This is a genomic window from Mycobacterium sp. TY814, assembly GCF_030755175.1.
GTDB lineage: Bacteria > Actinomycetota > Actinomycetes > Mycobacteriales > Mycobacteriaceae > Mycobacterium.
In genome coordinates, this window is the sequence record NZ_JAUFRY010000004.1 from 576,009 (window position 1) to 588,335 (window position 12,327).

Sequence of the window (12,327 nt, forward strand, 5' to 3'; positions counted from 1 at the left end):
TGGCTGCTACCTCTCGACTACACAACTTTGCGGTACGAATGCCAGTCCTGCTCTGCCGGCAGGCGCCGCATCATGCGGTGTACGGCCGCGGCGACGTTGCCGCTCGTCCCAGGCGCGACGATCATCCAGGTTCGCCCGCCGGATTCGACATCCTCGGCAACCAATCGCCCCTCGAGGGTGTCGATGATCGTCACCGCACTGGGGCCGACGTGAGTGCGCTGGAACCGTCCCGTCTCCACCCCCGACTGCGTCGCGACGATCGAGGCCTGTGCTGACCGGGCCGGATCCGCGGCCAGGATCAGCAGCCGCATCTGATCAGCGTCCACACCCTGTCCGGCCAGAAAGGTGCGCAGTTCCTCGTGGCCGGCCGCCGCGGTCCGCAGCGCACCGGCATCCAGGGTGACCGGCCGTAACGGTGCCGGCGCGAGGTGGCCGCACAACCGCTCGATCTGCCTGTCGAGCACCGTGTTCGCCGTTCCCTCGGCGGTGGCCGTGCCCGCGCCGCTGATGCGAATCACGTCCGCCGAGCGCTCCAGAGCGACCCACCACTGGGCGAACCTGGCGAGCAGGACCCGGGCCGGTTCGTCGTCACCGGGCGCACGGATGTGCAGGATCAACGCGACGTCGCGGCGCGACAGTACGGTCAGCCACTCCACGACGGTGGGATCGACGGAGTCGGTCCCATCGACGACTCCGGCCGCACGCAACTCAGCGGTCACCGGATGCTGCCACGCCAGCCACTTGGACTCCACGCTGGGCAGATGCGGCCGCAGACTCAGCTCGGGAGCGACAGTCTCGATTCCCGTGAGTATTTGCAGGGCCCAGAGGCCGTCGACGGTGGTGGTTAACACGTTGTCTCTCAATGCAGGCCAAGGGCGCACGCTGTGCATGCGCCCCGCCGGCCCACTCGAAGTGGCTAGGTGAACAAGGTGCCCATCTGGGCGTCGGTCGCTTGCGCCATCTCGTCCACGTTGTGAACGGTGTGGGCATGGCGGCTGACGGTCTGGATCAGGTCTTCCAGGCCGCGCAACATCTGCTGCTGGGCGTCGAAGAATGCCGTTGCGCCGTGGCCCTGGAAGAAGTCCCCGAGGGCCTGGGTCATGTGCAGGACATCGGCGTGGATCTCCATCAGTTGCGCGGCCTGCGAACCGACCTCACCGGCGAAGCCGATGACGGCGCCATGGTTGTAGACGATCTGATCTGTCATGAGAGTTGGTTCCTTTGTAAATGGTGGGGCGAATTCGGGTGTGGACAGCGCTGTGGGCTAGACCGCTTGGGCTCCCCCGCCGAACACGCCATTGAGATCGTGTGCGGCGTCGGCTTCGTGGTTCTCCATCAGGACCGCCGCCCGGCCCAGGCCGTGTGCCAACCGCTGGCCGCCGGTCATGATCTGCTGCAGATCGTGGTGAATGTGGCCCGCAGTGTTCAGCGATGTCGAGCCGGCGTCGCCTGCCCAGCCGGTCGCGCTGATGATGTTTTCGTGGCCGCTCAAATATTGGTTCGCGATCGTCAGAGCTTCTTGCAGCCTTGTTTCAATTCGCTGCTGAGTACTGCGCAGAAGTTCTGGAGTGACAACGGTGGCATTTGCCATTATTTACGTCTCCCTCAATTAATTGAGCTTCCCGAGCTGGGGTCTGCGTAAAACTAGACCAGCTTCCGCGGGCTGTCACTTCACCCGATGCCGTTGCTACACAGGCATTAAGCAGGTTGTTTAGTGGACACGAGAAATCATGGCGTGTCAAACGGTGGACGCCGAAGTAATGGTCGAAACTGTTAGCTGCGGGTATTTGAGAATGAATTCATAACTCGGTCGCGCCGTCGGCTGCGCCGTCTCCATTCGTATCCGTCAGGCGAAGGTCCCACAGCCCGTCACCGTTGGTGTCGACGTATCCGGTGACTCCGTCGGGACCGGCGCAGACGACCCGGTCGGCCACCCCGTCACCGTCCGAGTCGAACAACCGGTCGTCGAGCCGGCCCTGCCCGTCGAAATCGACCAGCGGACCTCCGGTGTGTTGCACGCCGTCTCGGCCGAACCACCGGACGTGCCCATCACGGTCGACCGCGACCGCCCACGCCCCGGACCCGTCGTCCACGAAGTAGGTGTCCGGGTTGCCGTCGTTGTCGAGATCGAGCACCGCGTGGTCGGCCCAACCGTCGCCGTCGAGATCGGCCAGCGCGTCGTCTCGCAGCCCGTCACCATCCAGATCCAGACCGATCGCGTCCAGCGTGCCGTCGCCGTCGAGGTCCAGATCGGGCGGGCGAGTCCAGATGGCGGCGGTGCCGTCGTCTGCGCCCAGGCAGTAGTCCATACGGGTTTCGACGTCACGGCGGTGCTGTCGGTTCCCTGATCGTGACAGAAGCGCGCGTTCGCTGCACATCAGCCCGGCAGGGCATTGATCCGGACTCTGGCCCCGGTGCAGCAGACCGACTTCGGTCAACTAATCCGTTTGGCCGGACTTCCGCGTGTTCCACCACGCCAGCAGCTCCGCCGTCGCCTCCTCGTTCGACAGCGGCCCGCGGTCCAGCCGCAGCTCCTTGAGGAACCGCCACGCCTCCCCCACCTGCGGGCCGGCCGGGATGTCGAGTAGCCGCATGATCTCGTTGCCGTCCAGGTCCGGGCGCACCCGGTCCAGGTCCTCCTGGGCGGCCAGTTCGGCGATCCGCTCCTCCAGCCGGTCATAGGACGCGCGCAGCCGCGCGGCCCGGCGCTTGTTGCGCGTCGTGCAGTCCGCCCGCACCAGCTTGTGCAACTGCGGAAGCAGCGGCCCCGCATCGGTGACATACCGGCGCACCGCGGAGTCGGTCCACTTGCCCTCGCCGTAGCCGTGAAACCGCAGGTGCAGGTACACCAGCTGGGACACGTCGTCGACCATCTGCTTGGAGTACTTCAGCGCCCGCATCCGCTTGCGGACCATCTTGGCGCCGACCACCTCGTGGTGGTGGAAGCTCACCCCGCCGTTGGGTTCGTGGCGGCGGGTGTCGGGCTTGCCGATGTCGTGCAGCAGCGCGGCCCAGCGCAGCACCAGATCCGGACCCTCGTCCTCGAGTTCGATGGCCTGGCGCAGCACGGTCAGCGAATGCTGGTAGACGTCCTTGTGCTGGTGGTGTTCGTCGATGGCCATCTGCATGCCGCCGATCTCGGGCAGCACCACCTCGCCCATCCCGGTCTGCACCAGCAGGTCGATGCCGGCCACCGGGTGAGCCCCCAGCAGCATCTTGTCCAGCTCGACGGCCACCCGCTCGACGCTGATCCGGGCCAGCTGCGGTGCCATCTGCTCGATCGCCGTCAGCACCCGCGGGGTCACCGTGAAGCCGAGTTGGGAGACGAACCGTGCCGCGCGCAGCATCCGCAGCGGGTCGTCGCCGAACGACACCTCCGGGGGCATCGGGGTGTCGAGCACCTTGGCGCGCAGCGCCACCAGCCCGCCCAGCGGGTCGAGGAACTCCCCCAGCCCCTCGGCGGTGATGCGCACGGCCATCGCATTGACGGTGAAGTCGCGGCGCACCAGGTCGTCTTCCAGGCGATCGCCGAACCGCACCTCCGGATGGCGCGACACCTGGTCATAGGTGTCGGCGCGGAACGTGGTGATCTCCAGCCGGTGTCCGTCCTTACCGACTCCGACCGTGCCGAACTCGATGCCGGTGTCCCACAGCGCGTCGGCGAACGGCCGCGCGATCTGCTGAATCTCCTCCGGCCGGGCGTTGGTGGTGAAGTCCAGATCCGGGCTCAGCCGGCCCAGCACGGCGTCCCGCACCGACCCGCCCACCAGGTACAACTCGTAGCCGGCCGCGGCGAACGCCGCGCCGAGCTCGCGCAACTGGGGCGCGTACTGATGCAGTGCGACCGCGGCGGCGGTCAGCAGTTCGGCATCCGGGACGGGTTGGGCCACGTTCGGTGAGCCTAATAGGAATGCCGTGGTGACTCAGCGCACGTCCGGGCACCGCCCCGCGCCATCGAGTGTGCGTCCGCCGACTCCGGTGTGCGCCCACCACGGCCCTACGGCGAATATCGCGCGGCCACCGCACACCCGATGCCACACCCGCGCTTTGTCGCGTGGAGGCGGGCAAACACCCAGCCGCCCGATCCAGAGACTGCTGTGACGAATGTGTCGCACGCGACTCACGTGACCAAAGGTGCCCGTCGACGGCGAGTGCATCAGGAAGACGGGCCCGTGCCAGCTAATATCGCTTGGGTGTCGGAGGGCGAACAAGCCAAACCACGTCGACGCCGCGGTCGGCGTCGTGGTCGTGGCGGCGCACGTCCGGCTGAGAACAATACGGAAAGCCAGCCGGCCGCCGACACGGTACCCACCCCGGCTGCCGCTGCCAAGCGCCGGCCCCGGCCGCGGCGGGCCCCCGACCGGATGCGCACCGTGCACGAAACCTCTGCCGGCGGCCTGGTCATCGACGGGATCGACGGCCCCCGCGAAACACAGGTGGCGGCCCTGATCGGACGCATCGACCGGCGTGGCAGGATGCTCTGGTCGCTGCCCAAGGGCCACATCGAGATGGGTGAGACTGCCGAGCAGACCGCCATCCGTGAGGTCGCCGAGGAGACCGGGATCCGCGGCGGCGTGCTTGCCGCGCTGGGGCGCATCGACTACTGGTTCGTCACCGACGGACGACGGGTGCACAAGACCGTGCACCACTATCTGATGCGGTTCTTGGGTGGGGAGCTGTGCGACGAAGACCTGGAGGTCGCCGAGGTGGCGTGGGTGCCGATCCGGGAACTGCCGTCCCGGCTGGCCTACGCCGACGAACGCCGTCTGGCCGAACGGGCCGACGAGCTGATCGACAAGCTGCAGAACGACGGCGAGCACGCGCTGCCGCCGCTCCCGCCGAGCGCGCCGCGACGCCGGCCGCAGACCCACTCCCGCACCCGTCACGCCAACGACCCGGAGCCGGGCAAGAACGGTCACGGGCGGGGGCCGTGACGGCGTCGCGCGATAGCGGGGCCAGGTTGGTGCGGCTCGCCGTAGTGATCGGCATCCTGGCCGGTTTCGGGATGTTGCTCACCGCGCCCGGTGCCCTCCCGCGCGCCGGTGCCGGCGAGCCCACCGCGACGCCGTTCGTCCAGGTCCGCATCGACCAGGTGTCACCGGATGTCGTCACCACCACCAGCGACCCCGTCGTCACCGTCAGCGGCATGGTCACCAACATCGGCGACCGCCCGGTGCGCGACGTGATGGTCCGCCTCGAACACGCGTCGGCGGTCGAGGCCACCACCGGCCTGCGCACCTCGCTGGACGGCAGCACCGACCAGTACGAGGCCGCCGCGGACTTCCTCACCGTGTCCCCGGAACTGCAGCGGGGCCAGCAGGCCGGCTTCACCCTGTCCGCGCCGCTGCGCTCGCTCACCAAGCCGTCGCTGGCCGTAGACAAGCCGGGCATCTTCCCGGTCCTGGTCAACGTCAACGGCACCCCCGACTACGGCGCGCCCGCCCGGCTGGACAACGCGCGATTCCTGCTGCCGGTGGTGGGCGTCCCGCCGGACAAGGGCGACCGGGGCACCGAAGCCGTCCCCGCCGTCGCGCCCGAAACCACCAAGCCGGTGTGGATCACCATGCTGTGGCCGCTGGCCGACCGGCCCCGGCTGGCACCGGGGGTTCCCGGCGGCACCATCCCGGTCCGGCTGGTCGACGACGACCTGGCCAACTCCCTGGCCAACGGCGGCCGCCTGGACACCCTGCTGGCCGCCGCCGAACTTGCCACCAGCCGCGACGTCGACCCCGACGGCGCCGTCGGGCGCGCGCTGTGTCTGGCCGTCGACCCGGACCTGATCGTCACCGTCAACGCCATGACCGCCGGCTACGTCGTGTCCAACGGCGCCGACGGTCCCGCGCAACTGCCCGGCACCCCCACCCACCCGGGCACCGGCCAGGCCGCCGCGACCACCTGGCTCAACCGGCTGCGCGCGCTGGCCCACCGCACCTGCGTGGCGCCGCTGCCCTACGCCCAGGCCGACCTGGACGCCCTGCAGCGCGTCAACGACCCCGGCCTCAGCTCCACCGCCACCGTCAGCAACGGCGAGATCATCGACCGCATCCTGGACGTCACCTCGGTACGCGGCACCGCCCTGCTGCCCGACGGCCCGCTGACCAGCCGCGCGGTCAGCCTGCTCAGCGCCAACGACAACACCGTCGCTGTCGCCGCGGCCGACCTGACCGCCCAGGACGCGGCCGACGCCGGCAGCGCCAACGTCACGCCGCACCGGCTCTCGCCCCAGGTGGTGGCCGCGCCGTTCGACCCGGCAGTCGGGGCCGCGCTGGCCGGGGCCGGCACCAACCCGACCGTCCCGACCTATCTGGACCCGTCGCTGGCGATCCGGGTCAACCACGACTCGCCCACCGCGCGTCGCCAGGATGCGCTGGGCGCCATGCTGTGGCGCAGCCTCACCCCCGAAGCCGCCCCGCGCACCCAGATCCTGGTGCCGCCGGCGGTGTGGTCGCTGCAGGGCGATGACGCGCAGTTCATCCTGACCGCCTTGGCCACCTCCATCCACTCCGGTCTGGCCGTGCCGCGACCGCTGCCCGCCCTGGTCGCCGACGCCGCCGCCCGCATCGAACCCCCCGTGCCACCCGGCGCCTACCCGTCGGAGCGGGGCCGGTTCAGCGACGAGATCACCGGTGAGATCAGCGGCCAGGTGGGCCGGCTGTTCAAGCTGACCTCGGCCCTGATGACCGACGAGCGCACCGGCCTGACCGGGCCCCAGTACACCGCGCCGCTGCGCGAGGACATGCTGCGGGCGCTGAGCGAGTCGGTGCCGCCGGACACCCGCAACGGCCTGGCCCAGCAGCGCCTGGACGTGGTGGGCACCACGGTCAACGACTTCTTCGGGTCGGTGACGATCGTCAACCCGGGCGGCTCCTACACGCTGGCCACCGAGCACAGCCCGCTGCCGCTGGCGCTGCACAACGGCCTGGCCGTGCCGATCCGGGTGCGGCTGCAGGTCAACGCCCCGCCGGGGATGACGGTGACCGATATGGGCGAGATCGAGCTGCCGCCGGGATACCTGCCGCTGCGGGTCCCCATCGAGGTCAACTTCACCCAGCGGGTCGCCATTGACGTCGGCCTGCGCACCCCGGACGGCACCACCCTGGGCGAACCGGTGCGGTTGTCGGTGCATTCCAACGCCTACGGCAAGGTGCTGTTCGCGATCACCCTCACCGCGGCGGCGGTGCTGGTCACGCTGGCCGGCCGCCGCCTGTGGCACCGCTTCCGCGGCCAACCCGACCCCGCCGACCTCGACCGCCCCGACCCCCCTGCGCCCGGACGTACGCGGCCGCCGAGTGAGCGGGCGATCGAGCAACGGGTTCACGAAGAGCACCGCGTATGAACCCCGCACCCCGAGGGGTGCAACCGGCGCCGCAGTCGGCGCCGCCGCCACCCAAACATCAGCTGTCTCAGCCGCGCAGCACCGTCCCACCGCCGGGGCTGCCGCCGCGGCCGGGCTGGACTCCGCAGCAGCAACGGCCGGCGGCGCCCGCGCGCCCCCGCCAGGAGGAGCTCTCCGACGCCGCGGTGGTGTCGCGGTCCTGGGGCATGGCGTTCGCCACCCTGATCAGCAGGCTCACCGGTTTCGCCCGGATCGTGCTGCTGGCCGCGATATTGGGCGCGGCGCTGTCGAGCTCGTTCTCGGTGGCCAACCAGCTGCCCAACCTGGTCGCCGCCCTGGTACTGGAGGCGACGTTCACCGCCATTTTCGTGCCGGTGCTGGCGCGCGCCGAGCAGGACGACCCCGACGGCGGGGCGGCCTTCGTGCGGCGGCTGGTCACCCTGGCCACCACGCTGCTGATCGTGGCCACCGTGTTGTCGGTGGTCGCGGCGCCGCTGCTGGTGCGGCTGATGCTGGGCCGCAACCCCGAGGTCAACGAACCGCTCACCACCGCGTTCGCTTACCTGCTGCTGCCCCAGGTGCTGGTCTACGGCCTGTCCTCGGTGTTCATGGCGATCTTGAACACCCGTAACGTCTTCGGGCCGCCGGCCTGGGCGCCCGTCGTCAACAACGTCGTCGCCATCGCCACACTCGGGGTCTACCTGGCCGTCCCGGGCAAACTGTCCGTCGATCCGGTCGAGATGGGCAACGCCAAGCTGCTGGTGCTCGGCGTCGGCACCACCCTGGGCGTGTTCGCCCAGACCGCGGTCCTGCTGGTGGCCATCGGCCGCCAGCACATCAGCCTGCGCCCCCTGTGGGGACTCGACGACCGGCTCAAACGCTTCGGCACCATGGCCGCCGCGATGGTGCTCTACGTGCTGATCAGCCAGCTCGGCCTGGTGATCGGCAACCAGATCGCCAGCGCGGCCGCGGCCTCCGGACCGGCGATCTACAACTACACCTGGCTGGTGCTGATGCTGCCGTTCGGCATGATCGGCGTGACGATCCTGACCGTGGTCATGCCGCGGCTGAGCCGCAACGCCGCCGCCGACGACATCCCCGGCGTGCTGGCCGACCTGTCGCTGGCCACCCGGCTGACCATGATCACGCTCATCCCGGCGGTGGCGTTCATGACCGTCGGCGGCCCGGCGATGGGCAGCGCGCTGTTCGCCTACGGAAACTTCGGCCAGGTCGACGCCGGATACCTGGGTGCGGCGATCGCACTGTCGGCGTTCACCCTCATTCCCTACGCCCTGGTGCTGCTGCAACTGCGGGTCTTCTACGCCCGCGAACAGCCGTGGACCCCGATCGTGATCATCATGGTGATCACGTCGGTCAAGATCGCCGGCTCGCTGCTGGCCCCGCACGTCACCAGCAATAAGGATCTGGTCGCCGGCTACCTCGGGACGGCCAACGGCCTGGGCTTCCTGGCGGGCGCCGTCGTCGGCCATTTCCTGCTGCGCCGCAGCCTGCGCCCGAAGGGCGGAGCGCTGATCGACCTCGGCACTCTGCGCACCATCCTGGTCGCGATCTCGGCGTCGCTGCTGGCCGGGCTGATCGCCCACGTCGCCGACCGGCTGCTCGGGTTGCACCGATTGACCGAGCATGGCGGCATCGGCTCGCTGCTGCGCCTGTTCGTGCTCGGGGTGATCATGCTGCCGATCCTGGGCGGGGTGATGCTCGGCGCGCGTGTCCCCGAGGCGCAGGCGGCCGCCGCGGCCGTCCAGCGCAAAATAGGGCGCGCACGGCGGGCCCCGGCCACGACAACGGTGTCGTCCGCGGGTCGCTCCGTCACGTACCCTGAGCAAAGAAAATCGTCCCTGCCGGGGGGACATGCGGTCCAGGAGCCGATCCGGCGCAGACCTCCGGTAGCCAGGGCCGGGCTAGCGAAAGGACCGGAGGTGACCGACCGCACTTCGGATAACGCCGCACCGAGTTCGATGGCGGGCGACGACTTCCAGCCCGACATTCCGGTCCAGCGCGGCGGCGGCGAACCGGTCTCGCGGGACTCGCTGCGGGGCGACGCGGACCCCCGCGGCCCGCTTCCGTTCGACGCGCCCCGCGAACGCGACGCCGAGCCGCCCCAGGACGATCTCAACCTCGTGCCGGGGGCGCGCATCGCCAACGGCCGCTACCGGCTGCTGATCTCCCACGGCGGCACCCCGCCGCTGCACTTCTGGCAGGCCCTGGACACCGCGCTGGACCGCCAGGTCGCCCTGACCTTCGTCGATCCGGAAGGATCCCTGCCCGAGGACGTACTGCAGGAGATCCTGTCGCGCACCCTGCGGCTCAGCCGGATCGACAAGCCGGGCATCGCACGCATCCTCGACGTCGTGCACACCGGCTCCGGCGGCCTGGTGGTCTCGGAGTGGATCCGCGGCGGATCGCTGCAGGAGGTGGCCGACACCTCGCCGTCTCCGGTCGGGGCCATCCGTGCAATGCAGTCACTGGCCGCGGCCGCCGACGCCGCCCACCGCGCCGGTGTCGCACTGTCCATCGACCACCCCAGCCGGGTGCGGGTCAGCATCGACGGCGACGTGGTGCTGGCCTACCCGGCCACGATGCCCGACGCCAACCCGCAAGACGACATCCGCGGCATCGGCGCCTCGCTGTACGCGCTGCTGGTCAACCGCTGGCCGCTGCCCGAATCCGGCGCGCGCAGCGGGCTGGCCCCGGCCGACCGCGACGCCAACGGCCAGCCGGTCGAACCGACCGTCGTCGATCGGGACATTCCGTTCCAGATCTCCGCGGTCGCCGTCCGCTCCGTCCAGGAGGACGGCGGAATACGCAGTGCGTCAACGCTTTTGAATCTGCTGCAGCAGGCCACCGCGGTGGCCGACCGCACCGAGGTGCTCGGTCCGATCGCCGAACCCCCCGCCCCGGCGTCGCCCCGGCGCGCGGCCGAACGCGGCGGCGAAATCTACTCGCGGCGCCGTCGCAACCTGCTCATCGGGCTCGGCGCGGGCGCGGCCGTGCTGCTGGTGGCGCTGCTGGTGCTGGCCTCGGTGGTGAGCAAGATCTTCGGTGACGTCGGCAGCGGCCTCAAGGGTGACCAGCTCGGCCTGAACAACCCCAGCTCCTCGGCCGCCTCCGAGTCACCCGGCAGCTCGACCCCGTCCGGAAGCTTCGTCAAGCCCACCAAGGCCACGGTCTTCTCCCCCGGCGGCGACGCGGACAACCCCGGCGACGCGGGCAACGCCATCGACGGCAACCCGGGCTCGGTGTGGCAGACCGACACCTATTCCGACTCCGTCCCCTTCCCCGGATTCAAGAACGGGGTCGGGCTGATGCTGCAGCTGCCCAAGCCGACAACGGTCGGTGTGGTGTCGCTGGACATCTCCAGTACCGGGACCAAGGTCGAGATCCGGTCGTCCTCCTCGCCGAGTCCGTCGAAGCTGGAAGACACCACGGTGCTGACCCCGGCCACCGCGCTCAAGCCGGGCCACAACACCATCCAGGTCAACGCGTCCTCGCCGACGTCGAACCTGCTGGTGTGGATCTCCACGTTGGGCACCACCGACGGCAAGAGCCGCGCCGACCTCTCCGAGATCACCATCCAGGCCGCTTCCTGATCCGGGTGAAGTGCCCGGCGGACGCCGATTGGTTACCGTCCGGCGGTGGGATTCTGGGGAGCAGGACGGCAGCGCAGTGACGCAGAATTACTGGCCGCACACGTCGCCGGCGACCGCCGCGCCTTCGCCGAGCTGTTCCGCCGCCACCACCGCCGGCTCTACCGGTTGGCGCGGCTGTCCAGCCTGAGCCGCGAAGACGCCGACGACGCGTTCCAGGACGCCATGCTGTCCGCACACCGCACCGCACGCTCGTTCCGGCACGACGCGACGGTGAGCACCTGGTTGCATCGCATCGTGCTCAACGCCTGCCTCGACCGTCTTCGTCGCGCCCAGGCCCGCACCGCGGTTCCGTTCCAGGACGTGTACCCGGTCGCCGACCGCACGTCGCAGGTGGAGACGGCCGTCGTCGTGCACCGGGCATTGCTGCAACTGCCGGTCCAGCAACGCGCCGCGGTGGTCGCGGTCGACATGCAGGGCTACTCCATCGCCGAGACGGCACGGCTGCTCGGCGTGCCCGAGGGCACCGTCAAGAGCCGCTGCGCCCGCGGCCGGGCCCGCCTCGCCCACCTGCTGGGTTACCTGGACGCGGATGCCAGCGCCATCGGGGCGAATTAGCGGCCGAGCCACCCATACCGGACACTGGGGCGGATGAGTGCCGCCGACGACGACTCCCTCCGGGATCCGCCCCTGACCGTCGAACTGCTGGCTGATTTGCAGGCGGGCCTGCTCGACGACGAGACCGCCACCAGTGTGCGGCGGCGCGTCCGCACCGATCCGCAGGCGGCAGCGACGCTGCAGGCGCTGCACCGGGTGCGCCGCGACGTCGCCGCCGCCGGCGAATCCCCGGCTCCCGAGGCGCCCCCCGAAGTCGTTACTGGCGTCGCCGCATCCCTGAAGACATCGCGCGCCGCGCACGCCGCCCGGCCACCGCTGCGTCCGGCCCGAGTCATCGCCGGCGTCGCCGGGGTGGGCGCGGTGCTGGCGGCGATCGGTATCGGAACGGTGTCGCTGCTCAACGAACCGGATTCCACGCCCGGCGCGCCGGTCACCGCCGATCACATCACCGTGTCCACGCCTGTCCCGGTGATCCCGCTGTCAGACGCCGAAATCCGCGACCTGACGCGCCGCCCGCCCGATTTCGGGGGGCTCGCCAACCCCTCGCAGCGGGCGTCGTGTCTGGGCGGCCTGGGCTACCCCGCCACCGAGCCGGTGCTCGGCGCCCAGCCGGTCGAGGTCAACGCCCGCCCCGGTGTGCTGCTGGTGCTGCGTGGCGACACCCCCGACACCCTGTTGGCCTACGCGGTGGCCCTGAACTGCAGCGCCGCCGACACCGGGTTGCTGGCCACCACCGCCATCCCGCGCGCGTAGCCGGCGCATCGG

Annotated in this window: 10 protein-coding genes; 5 read left to right on the forward strand and 5 right to left on the reverse strand. The window is 70.3% G+C overall.

Annotated elements, in window-relative coordinates; translation table 11 throughout:
• Positions 1-17 precede the first annotated feature (17 nt).
• The 5 genes from QXH22_RS27880 to QXH22_RS27900 form a co-directional block, all read right to left on the reverse strand.
• On the reverse strand, positions 18-851 hold the full coding sequence (locus QXH22_RS27880) for an ESX secretion-associated protein EspG (protein WP_306277592.1): 834 nt from the start codon (positions 849-851) through the stop codon (positions 18-20).
• 65 nt (positions 852-916) lie between these two features.
• Positions 917-1,207, reverse strand: coding sequence for a WXG100 family type VII secretion target (locus tag QXH22_RS27885; protein WP_306246572.1), 291 nt, complete (start codon positions 1,205-1,207; stop codon positions 917-919).
• A gap of 57 nt (positions 1,208-1,264) precedes the next feature.
• On the reverse strand, positions 1,265-1,591 hold the full coding sequence (locus tag QXH22_RS27890; RefSeq protein WP_306246570.1) for a WXG100 family type VII secretion target: 327 nt from the start codon (positions 1,589-1,591) through the stop codon (positions 1,265-1,267).
• A 208-nt stretch (positions 1,592-1,799) separates the two neighbouring features.
• Complete coding sequence (locus QXH22_RS27895) at positions 1,800-2,309, reverse strand: pullulanase (protein ID WP_306246568.1); 510 nt, start codon at positions 2,307-2,309, stop codon at positions 1,800-1,802.
• A gap of 129 nt (positions 2,310-2,438) precedes the next feature.
• Complete coding sequence (locus tag QXH22_RS27900) at positions 2,439-3,890, reverse strand: CCA tRNA nucleotidyltransferase (RefSeq protein ID WP_306246566.1); 1,452 nt, start codon at positions 3,888-3,890, stop codon at positions 2,439-2,441.
• A gap of 303 nt (positions 3,891-4,193) precedes the next feature.
• Between QXH22_RS27900 and QXH22_RS27905 the strand changes: the two genes are divergently transcribed.
• The 5 genes from QXH22_RS27905 to QXH22_RS27925 all read left to right on the forward strand — a co-directional run bounded on the left by QXH22_RS27905 (position 4,194) and on the right by QXH22_RS27925 (position 12,315).
• Positions 4,194-4,934, forward strand: a complete 741-nt coding sequence (locus QXH22_RS27905; protein ID WP_306246564.1) for an NUDIX hydrolase — start codon at positions 4,194-4,196, stop codon at positions 4,932-4,934.
• Positions 4,931-7,336 carry a hypothetical protein gene (locus QXH22_RS27910; protein ID WP_371934331.1) on the forward strand — a complete coding sequence of 802 codons (2,406 nt, stop codon included), beginning with the start codon at positions 4,931-4,933 and terminating at the stop codon, positions 7,334-7,336. The genes QXH22_RS27905 and QXH22_RS27910 overlap by 4 nt, the downstream gene beginning before the upstream one ends.
• A gap of 98 nt (positions 7,337-7,434) precedes the next feature.
• Positions 7,435-10,947, forward strand: coding sequence for a murein biosynthesis integral membrane protein MurJ (gene murJ, locus QXH22_RS27915; RefSeq protein ID WP_371934338.1), 3,513 nt, complete (start codon positions 7,435-7,437; stop codon positions 10,945-10,947).
• Positions 10,948-10,992: 45 nt separating this feature from the next.
• The gene (gene sigM / locus QXH22_RS27920) at positions 10,993-11,562 is read left to right on the forward strand and encodes an RNA polymerase sigma factor SigM (RefSeq protein ID WP_306246560.1); all 570 of its coding nucleotides are present in this window, start codon (positions 10,993-10,995) and stop codon (positions 11,560-11,562) included.
• A 33-nt stretch (positions 11,563-11,595) separates the two neighbouring features.
• Positions 11,596-12,315: a hypothetical protein gene (locus QXH22_RS27925; protein WP_306277594.1), complete on the forward strand. Its 720-nt coding sequence runs from the start codon at positions 11,596-11,598 to the stop codon at positions 12,313-12,315.
• Positions 12,316-12,327 lie beyond the last annotated feature (12 nt).

Excerpts from the sequence above, each read along its gene's own strand:
- QXH22_RS27925 (WP_306277594.1), top strand. The coding sequence starts at position 11,596 with ATGAGTGCCGCCGACGACGACTCCCTCCGGGATCCGCCCCTGACCGTC.
- QXH22_RS27895 (WP_306246568.1), bottom strand. The coding sequence starts at position 2,309 with ATGGACTACTGCCTGGGCGCAGACGACGGCACCGCCGCCATCTGGACT.
- QXH22_RS27885 (WP_306246572.1), bottom strand. The coding sequence starts at position 1,207 with ATGACAGATCAGATCGTCTACAACCATGGCGCCGTCATCGGCTTCGCC.
- QXH22_RS27890 (WP_306246570.1), bottom strand. The coding sequence starts at position 1,591 with ATGGCAAATGCCACCGTTGTCACTCCAGAACTTCTGCGCAGTACTCAG.